A 22,581-nucleotide genomic window follows, 5' to 3' on the forward strand; every position below is an offset into this window, starting at 1 on the left:
GAATGGTGTGTGGTAACTTCATTCTACACGAATCGTTCCCATGGGCTATTTCTTTTTAGGTGTCGCACTTCATATTACAATCTGTCTTGTATTAAAAGTTCGCCCAAAATATGGTACAATAACCTTCTAAAGGAGGAATCAGATGAAAAAGTATTTAATTATATTGAGTTTCATCGCTTCAGTATCCCTTGTTGGTTGTACTAATGACAGACCCGAGCAAATGAACATAACCAATACAAACCAAGACCCTATAGTTACCGATCAGGATAAAGAATCCCTGCAGAAAGAAAATGAAGAACTTAAACTGAAGTTGAACGAACTTGAAGCTAAGTTACAGGAACATGACATAGCCAAAGAAATTTTGAATGAATCATTCAAATTGATTGGAGCTATGAATGATAAAAATATTGATTACTTAAATTCTATAATGGGTCCTAATGTTAAATTCTCTGAAGATAGCGATAAAATAATAACCGCTAAATATGGAGAAATGAATTTTATAAGTATCAGAATGAATGAACTTCAATATAGGGGATATGTTCAACAAGAAGAAGCAGAAGATAAATTCCAGGTCTTCTTGGCTAGAGTTTATAAAGAAGGAAATATCGCGATCTACATAGATTTTATCAAAGTGGATGACATGTGGAAATATAATGGACATGTAACCAACTGACTACAGCCAACAGCAAAAGGGACTGCCCTTAAGATCTGAGATCTTGAGGTCAGTCCCTTCTTTACATCCTCCAAACACACCTACCGGTGTTCCACAAGGTCAATCGCACCCAGCACGATATGGGCGAGTCCGAAGCCCAAAATACCGGTGGCAGCAAGCTTATACTTGCTGTACAGCATAGCGGCGCCGGAAGCAGATACTACGGTTCCGAGAACAGCAGGAATCAAACCTTCACGCATGCAGAACACTCCCTTAGTATGGTTTGGCAAGACAAGTCTATTGTGGTCGTTTTCAATTTTTTTATACAGCGGCTTACGAAATAGGTGCATCCTCAAATGCGGCAAATTTCAACCGGACAAAGCTCGCAGCGGCACATGTGCTGCAGATGGGAAAGATCCTTGATCATCATTTTGCCTGCCGTCATGTCCAGCACATCCTGTTTGCGCAAATCACGCAGCATCCGGTTCACGCTTTCCCGGGTTGCGCCAATCATGTTGGCCAAGTCGGTGTGAGTCATTTTTTTGGTAATCAAAATCCATCCGTTTTCCTGGACTTCCCCATAAGTATTCGCCAAACGAATCAGCGTTGAGCTTAAAGCCCCCGGTTTGCCATACATCATCAAATCCCTGAATTTGGTCTGGGTAATACGGTGATGGACACCCATCCATTTCATAAAGTCAATGGCGAAATCACCATGCTGGCAGATGAGTTCTTCAAGGCTTTTGTAATCAATGACACCGATCTCGCTTTTCTCCAGAACCTCGGCGGAAAAGCTGTGTCTCGTCCGGGTAAACAGATCGGCATGACCAATAAGATCACCTGCTTGATACATGTACAGCACCAATTCCTTGCCTTCCTCCGTAGATTTAGTCAACTTTACCCGGCCGTTCTTGATATAGAAGAGCTTGTCGGACAGATCTCCTTCCCAGAACAGGAGGGAGCCTTTCGGAGCGACCCGGTAAACCGTGGTTCCCAGCAAACGATTCCGATTCAATTCTGTAAAACACCGGGTATTACCTGGGACAAAAGTGGGCTGCTCTGCCTTGATCATGCCGATCCCTCCATAAGATAACTTTGATTTTATTATATAGTGAAAAATTTCACTTGTCAGCAGGCAAAGAGGATGATCCATGGAAAATTGGTGAAAATCGGAATTTTTCATAATTGTGACTTATTTCACAATAATAATGACTCTCCTGTGCTATCCTCAACTTGTAAAGAGAAATAATCACAGTTTGCAGGAGGATGAGAGAGATGGCGATCAAACATGAAGCCGCTCAGGTGAAACGGCAAACAGCGGAAGAATATGTGCAGACCCTGATGGACAGGGCGAATACAGCGGTTAAAGAGTTTCAATCTCTGGATCAGAACACTATAGACAAGATTGTGCAGGCTATGGCTTTAGCCGGGCTGGAAAACCACATGGCGCTGGCCAAGCTGGCCGTTCAGGAGACTGGACGGGGGGTGTATGAGGACAAAATCATCAAAAACATGTTTGCCACTGAATACATTCACAACAGCATTAAATATGACAAAACCGTAGGGGTCATCGAAGACAACCCGTATGACAATTATCAAAAAATAGCCGAACCCGTAGGCATCATTATGGGAATAACTCCGGTTACGAATCCGACGTCCACTACAATTTTCAAGGCACTTATTGCAATTAAGACGAAAAATCCGATCATATTCGGATTTCATCCGTCCGCACAATCCTGCAGCAGGGAGGCGGCGAAGATCCTGCTCGAAGCAGCTGCAGCCCATGGCGCGCCAAAGTACTGCATTCAGTGGATTGAAGAACCGGCTATGGATAAAACCAAGGCGCTGATGAACCATTCGGACATCGCTTGTATACTGGCCACCGGCGGTTCAGCTATGGTCAAGGCTGCATACAGCTGCGGCAAGCCTGCGTTGGGTGTGGGTCCAGGCAATGTACCCTGTTTTATAGAGAAAACAGCTGATGTGGATCAGGCAGTCCATGATCTCATTCTCTCCAAGACGTTTGATCACGGGATGATCTGTGCTTCCGAGCAGGCAGTGATTATTGAAGAAGCTATTTTCGACAAGGTGAAGAAAAAAATGATAGCAGGCGGCTGCTATTTCCTGAACGAGGAAGAAGCTGGGCGACTGTCTGCAGGTGCGATATCCCTGGATACCTGTGCAGTGAATCCCGCGATTGTAGGTCAGCCTGCGATGAAGATTGCCAAGGATTGCGGCATTGAGGTGCCGGATGGTACGAAAATATTAGTTGCCCAGCTGGACGGTGTGGGTCCTAAATATCCATTATCTGCAGAAAAGCTGAGCCCGATCCTGGCCTGCTATGTTGTCAAAAATCCGGAGCAGGGCATTCAGCGGGCTGCCGAAGTGGTTCAGTTCGGGGGGATGGGGCATTCGTCCGTCATCCATTCTCATAATGAGGATATCATCAATAAATTTTCGGAAGTCATGCAGACCTGCCGTATTCTGGTGAACCAGCCATCCTCGCAGGGCGGAATTGGGGATATTTATAACACGAATCTGCCGTCACTGACACTGGGCTGCGGTTCTTATGGCCGTAATGCGACATCGTCTAACGTAACTGCTGTGAACCTGATCAATGTGAAAAGGGTGAATCGCCGAACCGTGAATATGCAGTGGTTTAAGGTGCCGAACAAGATTTATTTTGAAAAAGGGTCAACACAGTACTTGGCCAAAATGCCGGACATCGCACGTGTGGCCATTGTTACCGACCCAATGATGGTCAAACTCGGCTATGTGGAGCGGGTGATGCACTATCTCCGTCAACGCCAGACACCGGTAGCGATAGAAGTGTTCTCCGAGGTGGAACCGGACCCGTCGACTACCACGGTGGACCGCGGCGCAGAGATGATGAGAAGGTTCCAGCCTGACTGCATTATCGCACTGGGCGGAGGCTCCCCCATGGATGCGGCCAAAGCGATGTGGCTGTTCTATGAATACCCGGACACGGACTTTAACCATTTGAAGCAGAAATTCATGGACATTCGGAAACGGATATACAAATACCCTAAACTGGGCCAAAAAGCGAAGTTTGTAGCGATCCCCACAACCTCGGGTACAGGTTCGGAAGTGACCTCTTTTGCGGTTATTACCGACAAGCTGCAGGGCCATACCAAATACCCGCTGGCGGATTATGAGCTCACTCCGGATGTCGCCATTATTGATCCGGAATTTGTATACAGTCTGCCGAAAACCGCTGTGGCCGATACCGGAATGGACGTATTGACCCATGCCATCGAGGCCTATGTCTCGGTGATGGCAAGCGTTTATACCGATGGCTTGGCCATCAAGGCGATTCAGCTTGTGTTCCAGTATCTGGAGCAATCGGCGCTGACCGGGGATCCACTGGCCCGTGAGAAAATGCACAATGCCTCCACACTTGCCGGGATGGCTTTCGCGAATGCGTTTCTGGGCATCAATCATAGTCTTGCACATAAGTGGGGCGGACAATACCATACCGCTCACGGGCGCACCAATGCCATCCTGATGCCGCATGTCATCCGTTACAATGCCAAGAAACCGACCAAATATGCCGCCTGGCCGAAATATACTCACTTCGTGGCAGACCAAAAATATGCGGAAATCGCCCGTATTCTCGGACTGCCGGCACGTAATACAGAGGAAGGTGTCAACAGCCTTATCCAGGGTATTCGTGAGCTGAACCAAAAACTCGGCATTGAAGAATCTTTTCAGCAGCTTGGGGTCGACCCTGCCGACTTCGAACAACGGGTTGATGAACTGGCCGACCGGGCGTTTGAGGATCAGTGCACGACGGCGAATCCAAAGCTTCCTCTCGTAACCGAGCTTGCAGAGGTGTACCGAAACGCATTTTATGGCCGTTTTTAACAGAGCCATCAATAAGCGAACACTTGGAGGGATGAGAAATGTCACTTATGAAGACAGATGTTCAAAATCAGAACCCGGGCTGGAGAAGCTTCAAGCCGGGAAAATGGTCCCGATCGGTAGATGTGAATCACTTCATTGCATTGAACATGACACCATATGAAGGAACGGCTGCGTTCCTTTCACCACCGACAGCGTCTACACAGAAACTGTGGGATATCGTGTCAGATCTGACCCGGAAGGAGAGGGAAGCGGGCGGGGTGCTGGACGTAGATGTCAAAACCCCGTCGAGTATCCTGTCCCACAGGCCGGGTTATCTGAAACAGGAACTGGAGCAGATTGTCGGGGTGCAGACTGATGAGCCGTTCAAGCGCTCCATTCAGCCTTTTGGCGGGATCCGGATGATGGTCGATGCTTGTCAGGCTTATGGATTTCAGATTCCGCAGAGCGTGATTGATATGTTTACTCATATCCGGAAAACGCATAACCAGGGCGTGTTTGATGTTTATACGTCTGAGATGAAGGCAGCCCGGCGAGCTGGTATTATTACAGGCCTGCCGGATGCTTACGGCAGGGGCCGAATCATCGGAGATTACCGGCGTGCGGCTCTGTATGGTGTGGATTTTCTAATACAGGACAAAGAGAGGGAACTGTCCAGCCTGGAAGTGGATAACATGGATGAGGAAATCATTCGTCTTCGGGAAGAAATCGCAGAACAGATTGCTGCACTCCGTGAGCTGAAGACGATGGCAGCTGAGCATGGATATGATATCTCAAAACCTGCTGATAACGCGAAGGAAGCCTTTCAGTGGCTGTACTTTGCTTACCTTGCAGCGATCAAAGAACAGAACGGAGCAGCCATGTCCCTTGGCCGGGTATCCTCCTTCCTGGACATCTATATCCAGCGGGATCTGAAGGAAGGGACCTTGACGGAAGAAGCGGCACAGGAGTTGGTCGACCATTTTGTTATGAAACTTCGGATTGTCAAATTTCTGCGCACGCCGGATTATAACGAGCTGTTCAGCGGTGATCCGACCTGGGTGACAGAATCCATCGGCGGGATGTCGCTGGACGGAAAGACAAGGGTGACGAAGAACAGCTTCCGATTTCTGCACACGCTCTACAATCTCGGACCTGCGCCGGAGCCGAACCTGACGGTGCTTTGGTCCGAAAAGCTGCCGGAAAACTTCAAGCAGTATTGTGCCAAGGTTTCCATCGAAACGAGCTCCATTCAATATGAAAATGATGATCTGATGCGACCAATCTACGGGGAGGATTACGGGATTGCCTGCTGTGTATCCGCTATGAAAATCGGCAAGCAGATGCAGTTTTTCGGGGCACGCGCCAATCTGGCGAAAGCCTTGCTGTATGCTATTAACGGCGGCAGGGATGAAGTTTCCGGCGATCAGGTCGGTCCTGAATATCCGGCTATTACAGACGATGAACTGAACTATGATGAGGTTATGCATCGCTTCAGTCCAATGATGGAGTGGCTGGCGAAGCTGTATATGAATACACTGAACGTCATTCACTACATGCATGACAAATACGCCTATGAACGCCTGGAGATGGCTCTTCATGACCGGGATGTCATTCGTACTATGGCCTGCGGCATTGCCGGTTTGTCCGTGGCGGCAGACTCGCTCAGCGCTATCAAATATGCAAGGGTAAAGCCGGTTCGCACAAAGAGCGGTATTGCGGTTGATTTCGAGATCGATGGCGATTATCCCTGCTATGGCAACAACGATGATCGTGTTGACCAGATTGCTGTGGAGCTTGTGGAAACGTTCATGGGCATGCTTCGAAAGCATAAAGCTTATCGAGGTGCTGTGCCGACACAATCCGTACTGACGATTACGTCAAACGTCGTTTACGGCAAGAAAACCGGAACCACACCAGATGGCCGCAAAGCCGGCGAGCCGTTCGCTCCAGGCGCTAACCCGATGCACGGACGGGATCAGAAAGGAGCCTTGGCATCCTTGACCTCGGTGGCAAAACTTCCTTATGAGCATAGCCTGGACGGCATTTCCAACACCTTTTCTATCGTACCGAAAGCTTTAGGCAAGGAGGAGCCAGCACGAATCCGTAATCTGGTATCGATGCTGGACGGGTACTTTGGCAGCCGAGGACATCATTTGAATGTCAATGTGTTTCACCGGGAACAGCTAATGGACGCGATGGAGCATCCCGAGAAATATCCGCAGCTTACGATCCGTGTATCAGGTTATGCCGTAAACTTCATTAAGCTGACCCGGGAACAGCAGCTTGACGTTATGAACCGCACGTTTCATGGTTCGATGTAGAAAGGGTGACTTCTTATGCTAAAAGGTCATGTGCATTCCATGGAAACCTTCGGAACGGTAGATGGTCCGGGAATCCGCTTTGTCCTGTTCATGCAGGGATGTCTGCTGAAATGTAAGTACTGCCACAATCCGGATACCTGGGGACTGAATGAAGGAATAGAGATGAGTGTCGAAGATGTTCTGGCCGAGATCGAGCCGTACCTGCCTTACTACCGCTCATCCGGAGGAGGGCTGACGGTGTCCGGCGGCGAACCGACGCTTCAGCATGCTTTTGTTACACGCCTGTTTCAAGAAGTTAAACGCCGCTGGAATCTTCATACCGCGCTGGATACAAACGGCTTTAATGACCCGGATAAAATCAGGGAACTGCTGCTGAACAGTGATCTCGTTCTGCTGGATCTAAAGCATATTGATGAGAAAAAGCATATTTTGCTGACAGGCAAATCCAATGAACGAACCTTGAGATTAGCCCGCTGGCTGTCTGACCATCAGCGTCCTGTCTGGATCAGGCATGTATACGTGCCAGGCATTCATCATGAGGAAGATGATCTTGTAGCTCTCGGTCAGTATGTTTGTACTCTTGCTTGTGTCGAAAAATTCGAGATTCTTCCCTTTCATCAGTTGGGCATACACAAGTGGGAGGCGCTGGGCAGAGCTTATCCTTTAAAAGATGTGGACTCTCCGTCAGAAGAAGAAATACAGCGTGCCTATAGCCTGATCCATAAAGGCAGCCGGTTGTCCTTAAAGCCAATTGACGTTTGGTAAGGTTCTGGTGGAGAATGGAATCAGAACCAAACTTCAATGTAAAGGCAGGTTATCACTTCATGACATCAAAGACTTGGGACCATGCATCACTGGAACAAAAGGTAGGGCAATTATTTATGTGCGGTTTTGATGCACTTACGGTGAATGAGCACGCGGAAGCTCTGGTCCGTGAATATCATATCGGCGGCATCGTTTATTTCCGGCGTAATGTACGTGATTTAGAGCAGGTTGCTGCTTTGTCATCTTCCCTTCAATCCCTGGCTGGATCAGCGGGCCAGCCGCCGCTTCTCATATCGATTGACCAGGAGGGCGGTATGGTCGCCAGGATCGATCAGCAGGGCATGAGCCGCATCCCTGGAAATATGGCACTCGGTGCTGCCGGAAGTCCCGAATACTGCTATCAAGCTGCTAAAATCAGCGGTGAGGAGCTGCGGAGTCTTGGGATTAACCTGAACCTGGCCCCATGCCTTGACGTGAACAACAACCCGTTTAATCCAGTCATCGGCGTTAGGTCTTTTGGAGAAGACCCTGCTGCAGTAGCAGAGCTGGGGACAGCTGCCATTCGCGGTTATCAACAAGCAGGGGTTTCGGCTGCAGCTAAACATTTTCCGGGGCATGGAGATACGAGTGTGGACTCCCATCTGGGTCTGGCTTCTGTACCGCATGGTCGTGAACGACTGGAAGGGATTGAACTTGTCCCTTTCAAGGAGGCCATCCGAGAAGGTGTAGATGCCATTATGACCGCCCATGTCGGCTTTCCGGCCATTGAACCGGATGGAACGCCAGCTACCCTGTCCCGAGCGGTTCTAAGCGGGCTGTTAAGGGAAGAGCTTGGTTTTGAAGGCTTGATCCTGACCGATTGTCTCGAGATGCACGCCATTGCCAAAGAATATGGGGTTGCCGAGGGAGCAGTGCGGGCGGTGCTGGCTGGAGCAGACTGCATCCTGATCAGTCACACCAGGGACGAGCAGATTGCTGCCATCGAAGCGGTTGTCCAGGCTGTGAGATCGGGAAGAATTACAGAAGCGCGGATTGAAGAATCGCTGAAGCGTATTCTGGAACTTAAGCAGCGCAGGTTGTCGGAAGGAGCCGGCCGCGGTCAACTCGAAACTGTCACCACAGCAACAGAAAAAGAAACACTGCTGAAAGAGATCGCAGGCAAAGCCATCACATTGGTGAAAAACAAAGGACAGCTTCCTTTGGATTCCACCAAAGATCTGCTGGTCATCTGGCCGGAAACGGGAATCACAACTCAGGTAGATGAGGCATGGAGTCATATGTACACACTGGGAGATTCATTGAAGAAAAGAATGCCCCAAACGGAGGAACTGGTCGTAAGTACATCGCTATCAGATGAAGGGCTGCAGTCTGCGATACAGAAAGCTCGCTCATTTTCTCAGGTTATTGCGGTTACTTATACATCCGAAAGCCGGTTAAGTGAAGGCCAGCGCAGACTTGTCCAGGGTCTGAACAGTCAATCCCCGGAGAAGCTGATCGTAGTTTCTACCAGAAATCCATATGATCTAAACGAAGTGCCAGAAGTGCCTGCCTATCTGTGCTGCTATGAAAATACCCCTGTATTTATGGATGTGTTAGCCGATGTTCTCATCGGGGCGGCTGCTGCTGAAGGCAAGCTTCCGGTCACACTTAATATTTCTGAAAAATAGGCTGAATTTAATTGAAAGAAACCTCTCGGTTATTCCTTGTAATTTAACAGGAAACCGGGGGTTTTTTGCTTTTCGACAGCAAAAGAGCAACTTTTCTAAGGGATTGACGTCTAATAGACTGTGTGAAGTTGGTAGATTGGTCGTATCAATAGAGATAAAAAACATCAGGAGTGAAGGAGTAAAACATGAAATTTAAAAGAATATCGATCGTTACAGTACTTGCTGCGGCTCAGGTTTTTACCATGATTCCTGTAAGTGCCCAGTCTTCTGCTGTCTTGGAACAGGAAGAAGTTAATCAGCGGTCCGTTGAAAGCGAAGCTGTGGAAGCTGTGGAAGCTGTCGAAGCGGCTCCCGAGAGCCTTAATTCAACACCAGAGGCTGCACAAGCTGACACAACTGCTGAGGAACCGGTTCAGCCGGAAGAGCAAAACAACGAACAGAATGATGATGTCCAAATACAGCAGGAAGAAACGACGGAGCCACAAACGCAGACACCGTCAGCACAGACAGCGCCGTCAGCTCAGGAAAGCGCGTCTTCAGAGGTATACTCAACCGAACCCAATGAACTGGTTCTGCTCATGAACAGTGCCGATATGTATCATAACGGCGATTTATATAAAGCTGCACAGCCGATGGCGGTCAAGAGCGGCGTTTCCTATATTTCTATTCGTGCCATGGTGGAGCGCGCAGGACTAACCCTGCGGTATGACAACGCCACAAAAGAAACGATCATTCTCAAAGACGGGAATGAACTGCGATTTACGATGAACAGCAGTGCATACAAGGTTAATGGTGAATCCCGATCCATGAAGGGCCCTGCATATACATACAAGGGAACGTTCATGGTTCCGCTTACGTCCATCACGGCGGCTCTGGGCATTCCGTATCAAGTCAATCAGCCGGAGAAAAAAGTCATTTTGAATCTGGCCGCAATGGAAAATGCCGGAGGAGGTAACAGCGGCGGCTCTGGCGGCAGTGAGCCTGTTCAGCCTCCCGCACCAATCCCTGTGGAACCTGGTCTCGTTCTGATGATGAACAGCGCACAAATGATTCATAATGGCAAGCCCTATACAGCTGCCAAGCCGATGGCGGTCAAACAGGGGGTTTCCTATGTGGCTATCCGTTCGCTAGTCGATCGGGTCGGTTTTAATCTGAGATATGACAGCAGCACAAAAGAAACCGTTATTACACGAGGAAATGACGAAATCCGTTTTAAAACAGGCAGCAGTATATACACTGTAAACGGTGCACGTACTACCATGAAAGGTCCTGCGTATCAAGATACAGGAACGTTTATGGTACCTTTGACATCGATCACCCAGGCACTAGGTATTCCATACCGGGTAGACCAGCTGAACAAGAGAGTTATCCTTTCTTTAAGCACCAAGCCAGTGGCCTCTTTTACGGTGACTAATAGCGAGGTTTTTGCCGGTCAAACGGTGGTGAACTACAAGACCAACGCATATTCTCCTGCAGGGCTGCCTATTGTGAATGAATATTGGGAAGGCCGCGAAGATGTGTTCTTTGAGACAGGCATTCATACCGTTTCTTACTCCGTACAGGATTCCAGCGGAGAATGGAGTGATCCATTCATTCTGAATATTGAAGTGGTAACACCGAATGATCCACCAACAGCTCAATTCACTACCAATAAGGAACAATACAAAATGGGCGAGATCATCACGTATACCGACCAAAGTACGGACGATGAGAATGCCATTGTGGACAGAGACTGGAGCAACAATGCAAAAGCATTCTTTACTCCAGGGCCTGCTACAATAACATTAACCGTTACAGATAAGCACGGAGCAACCGACACGTTTGAAAAAACCGTCATTATTACCGGTGAAACCTTGTACACGCGTGAAGAATTCTATCAACTCTATGCGGAAGTTGGAGAAAAGTTCTTCATCGATGGCTCCAAAGTGCCAGCAATGCCAATCGTACCGCTTACGACAACATCCGAGCCGCGGACCCTGATCCGCAGCAATAGTCCGGAGACCGTCAACCGAGAAGGGGTTGTCTATCAGGAGACAGGTGTTGGAGCCACGCGCTTTATGATCCATCATCTGAATGGTACAGGTAAACGAGTGAAAATGTATGTTGTAGCTACGAATATTAACAGTACGACTGCAGCGCTCACGACCGAGTATGTCGGCATGGGCGGTCCAAGTGAATTTCCGAATGCAGCAGGTAAATTATCCGTGGAGCGTTATATGAGATCCATGCAGAGCAGCAGCAGTGATCATACGATCACACTCCGTCCCGGCGAAAGCCGCTTGATCCTGACCGAAATCAGCGCCCTGCCCGTGAAAGAGCGCCAGAGCGTATCCTTGTTTGCAGATTTGTATACTGATTCGCCGATCCGGTATGATATCGTCATGGTTGGCGAGCATGAAGATCCAATCGCAAAGCTTCCGTCATTACCGCTGCTTCCGGCGGACGGCATTCACAACCGCGGTACGTATAACAACTCGACCCGGATTTTGGAGTCCAATGAGCTGGTAGGCCTTACCCCTGCCCGAATTGCACTCGGAGACAAAAACCTGGATCCGTACTTGACAGGACATGATGGTATTACGGGTTACCCGATTTCCAACTCCGGCAACTTCGGTATGGTATATCGCATTCAATTGAATCGGGTAGCTCCCAACACGCTCATCACCTTTAACCCGAGGGGTGGAAGATTTATGGGATCCATGATGGTTAACGGCAATATCATTGGAGTGCCATCCTCCTCCTGGGTTTCTGCACCACACGAGAGCAGCGTGTTGTTCCGCACCGGCGATTATGAACAATCCGTGGACATGTGGTTTACGGCTGCACCAGGAAGCAGCTTACCTGTAAGTATTGTGCTGAGCCCAATGCCTGAAGAGAGACAGTAACAGATCCAAGTACAGACACAGTTATCCACGTATCGGCTGCCCCTATCCTTATTCCTGTACTGGAAGAGGGATAGGGGTTTCTTTATACCCGGTGTGCTTCGTTGACGAAGTGTTTTTTTTCAGGCATTATAAAAGAAGTGAACATCAATTGAACTTCAGGAGGCTGCTGCGTATGCTGACGACGGAAGAGATCATCGGCACGATGTCCGAACATGGACTGCGCATCACCGATCAGCGCAAAACGCTCGCCAAATTGTTTGGGGAACATAACGGATATCTCACTGCTAAGGATGTCTATGATCATATGGGCAAGAAATACAGCGGATTGAGTTTTGATACGGTATACCGCAATCTGAGGGTGTTGTATGAGCTCGGAGCATTAGAACAAGTAGTATTTGAAGAGGGAATCAAATTTCGGGCCCGGTGCAGTGAAGAACATCATCATCACCATATGATTTGTCTGCAATGCCAGAAGACGTATCCCATAACCTTTTGTCCCATGAACCTGACGGATGCGCCAGAAGATTTTCAGGTGGTGCAGCACAAATTCGAGGTGTTTGGTTACTGCAGAGACTGCGCCAAGGAAGACAGCTCTTCATGACCAAGTCCTTGCCATCCAGGGTACTTAATGCACCCATCCATGTATATCGTAAAGTCATATCTCCATTGAAACCGGCAACCTGCCGCTTCTATCCCACCTGTTCTGCATATGCCCTTGAGGCCATAGAAGTACATGGTGCGCTAAAGGGATCATGGCTAGCCGCAAGGCGTATTGCAAGATGCCATCCATTTAATCCAGGGGGGGTCGATCTTGTCCCGCCCCGTAATGATCCTGGTACGATGAATGAAACAGCACGAACATCCGGAGATTCTTGACATCCTGTATGATCGTTGATTATATTGGGAGAAGATAGTATTCATAACTGTTATTTCCGAGGAAAAGATAAGTACGTATGAACACTCTGTTCAGAGAGCCGGGGCAGCTGAGAACCGGTCTGAGTGACTTGCGGAAGATGGTCTTGGAGGAACTGTTTCCGAGCGGGTGCTAAGCTAGATCGGCAATCGTAAGGGGATGGCGTGATTCCAGCGTTAATGGAGGCCTGGAAGCAGGTCGATGAGCCTGACTCTGTGAAGAGTCCGGGGAATTTGGGTGGTAACACGTGAGATATCAGCTCTCGTCCCATAGGGACGGGGGTTTTTTGACGTCTGCCGCTGTTTTGTCTATCGGATTCAGCCATGCAGTACAATACATTTAGAAAAGGACGGAGATCCTGATATGTCTGACAAAAAAACCTTTTACTTGACTACACCGATATATTATCCCAGCGACAAGCTGCACATTGGCCATGCCTATACAACGGTAGCTGGAGATGCCATTGCCCGCTACAAGCGGCTTCGCGGATATGATGTGCGGTATTTGACAGGAACCGATGAGCACGGACAGAAAATCGAACGAAAAGCTGCAGAAGCCGGGAAATCACCACAGCAGTTCGTAGATGACATCGTTGCCGGTATTAAAGATTTGTGGAAGAAGCTGGATATCTCAAATGAAGATTTTATTCGGACGACCGAAGTTCGTCATACCACAGTAGTCCAGGAAGTATTTGAACGGCTTCTTAAGCAGGGTGATATTTATAAGGGGGAATACGAAGGATGGTACTGTACACCTTGTGAATCCTTCTTCCTGGAGCGGCAGCTTACAGACGGGAAATGTCCAGACTGCGGGCGTCCTGTAGAGCTCGTCAAGGAGGAAAGTTATTTCTTCCGGATGAGCAAGTATGTCGATCGACTGCTTCAGTATTACGAGGAGAACCCTGATTTTATCCAGCCGGTATCCCGTAAAAATGAAATGATCAACAACTTTATTAAACCAGGATTGGAAGACCTGGCTGTATCCCGTACCACTTATGAGTGGGGAGTTAAGGTGAAAAGCGATCCGAAACATGTCATTTATGTATGGATCGATGCGCTGCTCAACTATATTACAGCTCTTGGATACGGGTCTGACGATTCATCCCTGTTCGACAAGTATTGGCCGGCAGACGTGCATTTGATGAGCAAAGAGATTGTACGTTTCCATACCATATACTGGCCTATCGTTCTCATGGCACTGGATCTGCCGCTGCCGAAGAAGGTTTTTGCACACGGTTGGCTGCTCATGAAAGACGGCAAAATGTCCAAATCCAAGGGCAATGTCGTGGATCCGATCACGATGATCGACCGCTATGGGCTGGATGCTTTGCGCTATTATTTGCTGCGTGAAGTTCCATTTGGTGCAGACGGTACATTTACACCGGAAAGCTTTGTGGAGCGTGTGAACTCTGATCTGGCTAATGATCTCGGAAATCTGCTTAACCGCACCGTCGCGATGGTAGATAAATATTTTGACGGCGAGGTTCCCGGGTATGAAAAAGGCGTTACTCCATTTGATGAAACACTGGAAGAGGCCGCTGCAGCTGTTTATGAACGCGTGGAAGAAGCTATGGAGCAGCTGGAGTTTTCTGTGGCGTTGACAGCCATCGGACAGTTTGTCAGCCGCAGCAACAAGTACATTGATGAAACTCAGCCATGGACACTGGCTAAGGATGAGAGCAGAAGAAGAGAGCTGGCTTCGGTGATGAGCCACCTGGTTGAAAGTCTTCGTATTGCCTCGATTCTGCTCCAGCCATTCCTGACCCGTACTCCGCAGAAAATCTGGGAACAACTTGGTTTACAGGGTCAGGTTTCCTTGACCAATTGGGACAGCGGAAGACTGCTGGGCAGCATTCCGGCAGGCACCAAGCTTCAGAAAGGGGAGCCGATCTTTCCACGTCTGGATGTGGAGCAGGAGGTCGCCTACATCGCAGCGGCTATGACTGGCGGTACGAAGCCCGGGGAAGAGACGGCGGTTTCAGAACCAACCGCAGCGGGCCCTGAAGCGGGTGGAGAAGAGCCGGTGGAGCTGAAAGAGGAAATCGGCATTGATGATTTTGCCAAAGTGGAACTTCGTGTCGCCCAGGTTCTTTCATGCGAGCCGGTGAAAAAGGCAGATAAGCTGTTAAAGCTGCAGCTGGATCTCGGCTTCGAACAACGCCAGGTCGTCTCGGGTATTGCGAAACATTACACTCCCGAAGAGCTGGTCGGCAAGAAAGTGATCTGTGTCACCAATTTGAAACCTGTGAAGCTGAGAGGTGAAATGTCTCAGGGCATGATTCTGGCAGCCTCCCAGGGAGAACAGCTCACCCTTGCAACCGTGCCGGATTCCATGCCAAACGGAGCTCTTGTGAAATAGCACAAGTAAAAGATCTAACGGGCCCCCCTAGGTCAGACACTTTTCATGAATGTGTCTGACCTAGGGGGGCTTTGTAGTTCCTGGAACCTACCAAATAATAATCATTACGATTTAGTTGACAACATCAGAAGGCACTCTTATAATAAATATCTATTAGTAATGATTACGATTTGTTAATTGGGAATGGAGTGGAGAGAGAAAATGAACTTAAGAAAGAGTAAGTATGCCGCCCTGCTGATTTCAATGGTGCTGGTGTTATCTGCTTGTGGAAGCAGTAAAGGAGCCATTGCAGAAGATAAAATAAATGTCATTACGACCTTTTATCCAATCTATGAATTTGCAAAAGAGATCGGCGGAGAGGATGCCAATGTCATTAATCTGCTGCCCACTGGCGTGGAGGCTCACGACTGGACACCGAAAAGCCAGGATATTGTCCAAACCTCGAAAGCCCAGCTTTTTCTGTATAATGGAGCCGGTATGGAAGGATGGGTTCCCGGGTTTTTAAAAGGGCTCGACAAAAACAGTGAAGTCAAACCAGTTGAGCTAAGTAAAGGGGTTTCGCTGATTAATGCTGAAGGTGATGACGGTCACGGACATGGTCACAGTCATGGGGAGCCCGCCGAAGAATCACCATCGACTGAGGAACATGACCATGACCATAGTGGAGAAACTGCAGCCGAAAAGGAACACGACCATGACCATAGCGGAGAAGCTGCAGCCGAAGAGGAACATGACCATGACCACAGCGGAGAAGCGGCAGAGGAGGAGGCTCACGATCATGACCACAGCGATGAAGCCGCGACGAATGAGGAACCTGTGGAGACAGAGCCTGCTCAAGCAGCGACCAATGACAGCAAATATGTTGACCCGCATACTTGGGTGAGTCCAAAATCCGCGATCATTATGGCTGACAATATTTATAAAAGCATGGTAGAAGCCGATCCTGAACATGCAGACGGATATCAACAAAGGTATGAGGCATTAAAAGAGAAGCTAGTAAACCTGGATAACCAATTCGAAAGCGGACTATCCGGGATTAAAGACCGCGAGATTGTAGTATCTCATCAGGCGTTTGGATATCTCGCAAGAGACTACAACCTGAAGCAGCATGCGATCATGGGATTGTCCCCGGATGCCGAGCCCAGAGCACAGGATATCGTGAAACTTGCGAAGACGGTAAAAGAGAACAATATCCGCTATATTTTCTTTGAAGAGCTGGTATCCGATCAATTAGCGAGAACTTTGGCTTCCGAAACCGGGGTGGAAACACTCGTACTCAACCCGGTGGAAGGCCTTACCAAACAGCAGGAACAAAGCGGAGAAAATTATTTCACTCTCATGGAGAAAAATTTGCAAAATCTTCAGAAGGCATTACAATAATAAGAGGACTGCCGGGGTAGATTTCCTTCATCCCCGGCTTTATACGTTATTTAAGGAAAGGCGGCCATGGTATGATGCCGGCAGCACAGGATTGCCATCAACCGATAATACAACTTAAAAATATCTCATTTTCCTACAGAGACCAGCAGGTCATACAGGGATTAAATTTTACGGCGAAAGAGCGGGACTTTATAGGCATCGTCGGGTCAAACGGAGCTGGAAAGACAACGCTTCTTCGCTTGATTGTCGGTCTTCTTCCGGCAGCAGAGGGAAGTATTGAATTATTTGGAGAGCCCATTCGCCGCTTCCGTGACTGGGAGCGGATCGGTTATGTGCCTCAGAAGAACAGCTTCAACCCGCTGTTTCCGGCTACGGTACGTGAGGTCATCATGTCCGGCTTGTACAACCGAAAGAACCTTTTTCGCCGAATTACCAGACAGCAGCAGCAGAAATGCGATGACGCGCTGGAGGTCATGCGCATTCAGAACATTGCAGACAAACGGATCGGACAGCTGTCCGGCGGTCAGCAGCAGCGTGTGTTTTTGGCGCGTGCGCTCATTAACCGTCCTGACCTGCTCGTACTGGACGAGCCGACCATCGGGATTGATGCCGAGACGCAGGCAAGCTTTTTCGAACTCATCACCCATATGCACGCCCATCATGATATGACCTTTTTGATGGTGACACATGATCTGGACATGGTCCAGGGCTATCTGGGGCAGAAACCGGTGGATCAAAATGGTAAAATTCAGTTTTTTGTGCGCCATTCTCATGAAGCTCAGGATTGCGTAGAACAGGATTTACAGCATACACTTGTTTAATGTTGAAGGAGACGTTTGGATTGCTAGATATATTGTCGAGTGACTTTTTTCAGCGTGCACTGCTGGGAGGTTTGCTGATTGGCATTACCGCTCCGCTGATCGGAATTTTCCTCGTGCTGCGGCGGCTGTCGATGATCGGGGATACCCTTTCGCATGTTACGATTGCCGGGGTCGCCCTTGGATTTCTGATCGAGGTATATCCGCTGGCGGCAGGGCTGGTTTTTGCTGTGCTTGCCTCATTTGCAATTGAGAAGCTTCGGAAAGCCTATAAAAGTTATGCCGAGCTGTCGATTGCGATTATTATGTCCGGCGGAGTCGCCCTGGCATCGCTCTTCTTCACACTGGGCATGGGCTATAATAATGATGTCATGAGCTATTTGTTCGGGAGTATTTACACCCTGGATGTGAATGACTTATACATGGTAGGCGGGGTGACGATCATCGTTATTACAGTCATCTCCCTGTTCTTTAAAGAGCTGTTCCTGCTCAGTTTTGAAGAAGATGCTGCCAGCGTGAGCGGACTGCCCGTAAAATGGATGAATATGATCATTACCGTATTGACAGCCCTTGTCGTCAGTACGGCGATCAAAATCGTGGGTGCTCTGCTTGTATCCGCACTGCTGACAATACCGGTAGCCATCAGCCTGCTCCTGGCTAAGAGCTTCCGTTCTGCCATTGTGCTGTCGGTGGTATTATCAGAAATCGCCGTGGTCGGGGGTCTGATGATGGCAGGCTTCTTCAATCTCGCGCCGGGCGCTACGATCGTATTACTGCTGATTTCATTTTTAATTCTGACACTCATCGGCAAGAAGGGCCTTACGACTTAAGGGGGATGTGTACATGGCTGATATCAATGTCGGCATAGCTTTTGCAGCCGGTTTGGCGTCTTTTATTTCACCCTGTTGTCTTCCGTTATATCCTTCATATTTGTCCATTATTACAGGGATGTCGGTAAACGAGCTCAAGACGGAGCAAAACCGCAAGGACGTCCGCATGCGTACGATGACGCACACACTGGCGTTCATTCTCGGCTTCTCCTCCGTCTATTATTCGCTCGGCTGGGGTGCAGGACTTTTTGGTGAACTTTTTATTGAATATCAGGATCTTATCCGTCAATTGTCTGCACTGCTGATTATCCTGATGGGTCTGATGCTCGTCGGATGGTTTCAACCGAAGTTTTTAATGAAAGACCGCAAATTTGATTTTAAATCCAAGCCAACCGGATACATAGGTACATTCTTGTTTGGTATTGGTTTTGCTGCAGGCTGGTCGCCTTGTGTAGGTCCAATCCTGATGGCGATCATTGCTATGGCTGCTACAGATCCAAGCACATGGTTTCCGCTGATCACTTCTTATTCACTTGGCTTTGCGGTTCCCTTTTTCATTCTCGCGTTCTTTATTGGCTCCACTCGGTGGATTTTGAAATATTCGAATGTTCTGATGAAAACTGGCGGGGTTCTGATGATCATCATGGGCATTCTGCTCTTCACCAATCAGATGTTCCGGATTACAATCTGGCTGCAGAGCATCACGCCGGACTGGCTTCGTTTCTAAGATGAATGACTAAGTGAAATAATCTATAGAAGACTTGGGAAAATGCTCGAAAATCCGCTCTGTGATAAATTGTCTCAGGGCGGTTTGCTGTTCGTCGGGATAGACATACTTATATTGTCCCCAGCGTCCCCATTTCTGCTTTCTTTTCTCAATATCCATTTCCAGTTTGGTTTTCGGATATCGCTGCTCGATAACGGTCTTGGCTGTTTTGGTAAAACGATGCTGGATCATCTCAAAGGTCAGTCCTTCTGCAGCTGAAGAGGGGAGGGCGGCAGACAGACGCTCCAGCAGCTCGGCATAACCTTGTTCCCAGCCGTCATGCCAGATAATAGGGGCAATGATGAAACCGAGCGGATAACCGGCATGAGCGATTTTAGCAGCCGCTTCAATCCGTTCCTCAAATCTGGAGGTGGCAGGCTCAAACTGGCGGATGACATAATCGGCATTGATGCTGAAACGGATACGAGTATGGTTATTGTGCTTCAGTTCCAGCAAAGGGTCGACATGATGAAATTTGGTGACAAACCGCAGTCTGCCAAATTCTTCTCCAGCCATAAATGTGATCAGATCCTGAAGGGAGCCCGTAATATGTTCAATACCTACGGGATCAGAAGTACAGGCTGCTTCAAATGTAGTGATTTCAGGGGCCCGTTCCTCGATATAGGACTTTGCGGCTCCGAAAATATCTTCTGTATTTACGTACACCCGGATATAAGGCTTGGCACCTAACGTAGTCTGAAGATAACAGTAGTGACAATGCCCCATGCAGCCGGTGGAGATCGGGATCGCATAATCAGCCGAAGGCTTGGACTGATCGAACTTCAGTGTTTTTCGCAATCCGACAACCAGTGTTCTTTTGGCCATCCGGTATTTTTCCTGTTCTGTCTCACCAGGCAGATTCGTGATTCGATTATGGGAAGTGGTCATCCGGTATTCAATGTTCTTAGCCTTAACAAACTCCATGATCTTCCTGCCCTTGGGGTATTCCAAGGCATCAGGCTCAAAATAAACGAGGTCGGGAATAAACGGTTTTGTAGCTCTAAGTGTTTTCTTGGGAATCACCAATGTATTTTCCGTCAAAATGGCACCTTCCTTTCACCTGAGTGTATTTAGGTTCTCCACTGCAATGAATGCAACACCTGTTAATATCACGCAGCAGGGTTTACCGGGACTTGCCAACTGCTCTTGATAACATGTATCATTACAGTTGCAGGTAAAACAGAAGACAAGTGTTACGCAATTATGAGAAAAGAGGGAATTAAAGATGCCGACACCCAGCATGGAGGATTATTTGGAGCGCATCTACAAGCTGATCGAAGAAAAAGGCTATGCGCGCGTTTCGGATATTGCCGAAGGCTTGGAGGTTCACCCCTCGTCCGTCACGAAAATGATTCAGAAGCTTGATAAAGATGAATATCTGATTTATGAGAAGTACCGCGGACTGGTGCTGACAAGCAAGGGCAAGAAGATGGGAAAACGATTAATGGCTCGCCACCAGCTGCTGGAGCAGTTTCTGGGTATGATTGGTGTGCAGGAAGAAAACATCTACGGCGATGTTGAAGGAATTGAGCATCATTTAAGCTGGGATTCCATAACCTGTATTGAGACCCTTGTTGAATATTTCAAGAGAGACGATATTCGATTGAAAGAACTGCGCGACATTCATAATGAATTGGTCAGCGAATCGTAGAAAGTGCATCTGTCCGCTGTCGACAGATGCTTTTTTAGTTTAATTACCTGCAAATCTAAGAAAGCCGGAGGTTCAACATGAGATTTCGTAAATGGATGCTGGTGCTGATGTTAACGTTGTTCTGCCTGCCGTCCGTCGTCCCCGCCGCTAAAGCGCAAAGCGCTGCCATACAGATTTTTCTGGACGGAGGGAAGCTGAGCAGCGATGTCTCGCCTTACATACTTCCCAAAGTAAATGTAACGATGGTGCCTACCCGGGTCATCAGTCAGGGGCTTGGAGCCTCGATCCAGTGGAATCAGCAATCAAAGACGGCCACGATTTCACAGCCAGGATACACCCTGTCTTTAACGTCGGGTAAAAATACGGCGTTAGTGAATGGTAAACCACAGCCTTTAAGTGCTTCGGTACAAATCAAGAACGGCCGGGTGATGGTGCCGCTTCGATTCATCAGCGAAAATCTTGGCCTTACCGTCGTATGGAATCAGCGCGAGAAAGTGATTGATCTCACCAGCGGCTGGATCATTCCGGGACCTGTTGTACCGGGAACTCCGCAGCAGCCAGCGCCGGATCGCAATGAAGTTCGCGGAGCCTGGATTTCTACTGTGTACAACCTGGACTGGCCTGCAAACAAGAGCAGCATTGACCGGCAGCAATCAGACTTTACCACGATGCTGGATCAGCTGCAGGATGCAGGAATAAATGCGGTATTCGTACAGCTGAGACCTTCAGGCGATGCCCTGTATACCTCAGCACTGGTACCATGGTCCAAGGTGCTGACAGGAACGCAGGGGAAAGACCCGGGTTACGATCCTACGGCATTTATGGTGGAAGAAACCCATCGCAGAGGGATGGAGTTTCATGCCTGGTTTAATCCGTTCCGTGCCAACACGGAACTGTCTACCGCGTCACTTGCTCCGAACCATGTTGCCAGAGCCCACCCGGACTGGATCTTAAGCGTGAACAAACAGCTGATGATCGACCCAGGTAATCCGGCCGCCAGGCAGCATATTATAGATACCATTATGGAAGTAGCGAATGGTTACGATGTCGACGGTATCCATCTGGATGACTATTTCTATCCATCCCACACATCCATACCGGATACAACGTCGTACCGACTTTATAATGATGGTTCATACAAAAGCGTAGGAGACTGGCGCAGAGGCAACATTAACACCTTTGTAAAAGAGCTTGGGGAAAGCATCAACCGGACAAAGCCGAATATTTATTATGGCGTTAGTCCTTTCGGTGTTTGGCGTAATCAGTCAGCAGATCCTACCGGATCGGATTCGAAAGCTGGCGTAACCGCCTATGACAGCATGTATGCCGATACCCGCACTTGGATTCAAAACGGCTGGATTGATTACATCGTTCCTCAAATTTACTGGAGTATGGATTACAGTGCTGCAGATTATGACAAGCTGGTGGACTGGTGGGCGAAGGAAGTCAGAGGAACCGGTGTGGATCTTCTGATCGGCCATGCTGCCTACAAGGTCGGAGATAAGAATCAGGATAAAAACTGGCAGTCTGCTGTGGAAATCATCAATCAGCTTCGATACAACGAAAAGTACCCGGATATCGAGGGCAGTATTTTCTTTAGAGCCAAACATTTGACAGGAAATCCTTTAGGACTGCTGAATCAGTTGAAATTATATTATACTTCCTAAACGTGCGTGTCCTTCAGGAATGAATATTCCCCCGTTCTCATACA

Annotated in this window: 18 protein-coding genes; 15 read left to right on the plus strand and 3 right to left on the minus strand. The window is 48.5% G+C overall.

Features of this window, described 5'->3' with window-relative positions; genetic code table 11:
• Positions 1-142: 142 nt before the first annotated feature.
• Complete coding sequence (locus HII30_RS13865) at positions 143-673, plus strand: hypothetical protein (RefSeq protein ID WP_169505639.1); 531 nt, start codon at positions 143-145, stop codon at positions 671-673.
• A gap of 80 nt (positions 674-753) precedes the next feature.
• Here the strand turns inward: HII30_RS13865 and HII30_RS13870 are convergent, their stop codons facing one another.
• Together HII30_RS13870 and HII30_RS13875 are read right to left on the minus strand one after the other, a co-directional pair.
• Complete coding sequence (locus HII30_RS13870) at positions 754-912, minus strand: asparagine synthase (RefSeq protein ID WP_169505640.1); 159 nt, start codon at positions 910-912, stop codon at positions 754-756.
• Between the two features lie 92 nt (positions 913-1,004).
• A complete protein-coding gene (locus HII30_RS13875; RefSeq protein ID WP_169505641.1) occupies positions 1,005-1,724 on the minus strand; it encodes a Crp/Fnr family transcriptional regulator in 720 nt (239 codons plus the stop codon).
• Between the two features lie 203 nt (positions 1,725-1,927).
• Here HII30_RS13875 and adhE point away from each other — a divergent pair, with 203 nt between their 5' ends.
• From adhE to HII30_RS13935, 12 genes are all read left to right on the plus strand, one after another.
• Positions 1,928-4,537, plus strand: coding sequence for a bifunctional acetaldehyde-CoA/alcohol dehydrogenase (adhE, locus tag HII30_RS13880; RefSeq protein ID WP_169505642.1), 2,610 nt, complete (start codon positions 1,928-1,930; stop codon positions 4,535-4,537).
• Between the two features lie 38 nt (positions 4,538-4,575).
• On the plus strand, positions 4,576-6,837 hold the full coding sequence (gene pflB / locus HII30_RS13885) for a formate C-acetyltransferase (RefSeq protein WP_169505643.1): 2,262 nt from the start codon (positions 4,576-4,578) through the stop codon (positions 6,835-6,837).
• A gap of 15 nt (positions 6,838-6,852) precedes the next feature.
• Positions 6,853-7,602: a pyruvate formate-lyase-activating protein gene (gene pflA / locus HII30_RS13890; protein ID WP_169505644.1), complete on the plus strand. Its 750-nt coding sequence runs from the start codon at positions 6,853-6,855 to the stop codon at positions 7,600-7,602.
• A gap of 59 nt (positions 7,603-7,661) precedes the next feature.
• Positions 7,662-9,269: a beta-N-acetylhexosaminidase gene (gene nagZ, locus HII30_RS13895; RefSeq protein ID WP_169505645.1), complete on the plus strand. Its 1,608-nt coding sequence runs from the start codon at positions 7,662-7,664 to the stop codon at positions 9,267-9,269.
• A 185-nt stretch (positions 9,270-9,454) separates the two neighbouring features.
• Positions 9,455-12,154 carry a copper amine oxidase N-terminal domain-containing protein gene (locus HII30_RS13900; protein ID WP_169505646.1) on the plus strand — a complete coding sequence of 900 codons (2,700 nt, stop codon included), beginning with the start codon at positions 9,455-9,457 and terminating at the stop codon, positions 12,152-12,154.
• Between the two features lie 172 nt (positions 12,155-12,326).
• Positions 12,327-12,755: a Fur family transcriptional regulator gene (locus HII30_RS13905; protein WP_169505647.1), complete on the plus strand. Its 429-nt coding sequence runs from the start codon at positions 12,327-12,329 to the stop codon at positions 12,753-12,755.
• Positions 12,752-13,030 (plus strand): membrane protein insertion efficiency factor YidD, encoded by a 279-nt coding sequence (yidD, locus tag HII30_RS13910; protein ID WP_169505648.1) that lies wholly within the window; start codon positions 12,752-12,754, stop codon positions 13,028-13,030. The genes HII30_RS13905 and yidD overlap by 4 nt, the downstream gene beginning before the upstream one ends.
• Positions 13,031-13,430: 400 nt before the next feature.
• Positions 13,431-15,425, plus strand: a complete 1,995-nt coding sequence (gene metG / locus HII30_RS13915) for a methionine--tRNA ligase (protein WP_169505649.1) — start codon at positions 13,431-13,433, stop codon at positions 15,423-15,425.
• 201 nt (positions 15,426-15,626) lie between these two features.
• On the plus strand, positions 15,627-16,805 hold the full coding sequence (locus HII30_RS13920; RefSeq protein WP_169505650.1) for a metal ABC transporter solute-binding protein, Zn/Mn family: 1,179 nt from the start codon (positions 15,627-15,629) through the stop codon (positions 16,803-16,805).
• A 71-nt stretch (positions 16,806-16,876) separates the two neighbouring features.
• Entirely contained in the window at positions 16,877-17,626 is a 750-nt protein-coding gene (locus HII30_RS13925; protein WP_169505651.1) for a metal ABC transporter ATP-binding protein, read from the plus strand.
• Positions 17,626-18,453: a metal ABC transporter permease gene (locus tag HII30_RS13930; RefSeq protein ID WP_211184594.1), complete on the plus strand. Its 828-nt coding sequence runs from the start codon at positions 17,626-17,628 to the stop codon at positions 18,451-18,453. Before HII30_RS13925 ends, HII30_RS13930 begins: the two co-directional genes overlap by 1 nt.
• A gap of 13 nt (positions 18,454-18,466) precedes the next feature.
• A complete protein-coding gene (locus tag HII30_RS13935; protein ID WP_169505653.1) occupies positions 18,467-19,180 on the plus strand; it encodes a cytochrome c biogenesis CcdA family protein in 714 nt (237 codons plus the stop codon).
• Between the two features lie 9 nt (positions 19,181-19,189).
• Here HII30_RS13935 and splB read toward each other — a convergent pair whose 3' ends face one another.
• Positions 19,190-20,260, minus strand: coding sequence for a spore photoproduct lyase (gene splB / locus HII30_RS13940; RefSeq protein ID WP_246246434.1), 1,071 nt, complete (start codon positions 20,258-20,260; stop codon positions 19,190-19,192).
• Between the two features lie 184 nt (positions 20,261-20,444).
• Here splB and mntR point away from each other — a divergent pair, with 184 nt between their 5' ends.
• Together mntR and HII30_RS13950 are read left to right on the plus strand one after the other, a co-directional pair.
• Positions 20,445-20,870, plus strand: coding sequence for a transcriptional regulator MntR (mntR, locus tag HII30_RS13945; RefSeq protein WP_169505654.1), 426 nt, complete (start codon positions 20,445-20,447; stop codon positions 20,868-20,870).
• 77 nt (positions 20,871-20,947) lie between these two features.
• Entirely contained in the window at positions 20,948-22,537 is a 1,590-nt protein-coding gene (locus HII30_RS13950; RefSeq protein ID WP_169505655.1) for a family 10 glycosylhydrolase, read from the plus strand.
• The last annotated feature ends 44 nt before the right edge of the window (positions 22,538-22,581 follow it).

The sequence above is a fragment of the Paenibacillus lemnae genome (genome assembly GCF_012933385.1).
Classification (GTDB): domain Bacteria; phylum Bacillota; class Bacilli; order Paenibacillales; family Paenibacillaceae; genus Paenibacillus_AQ; species Paenibacillus_AQ lemnae.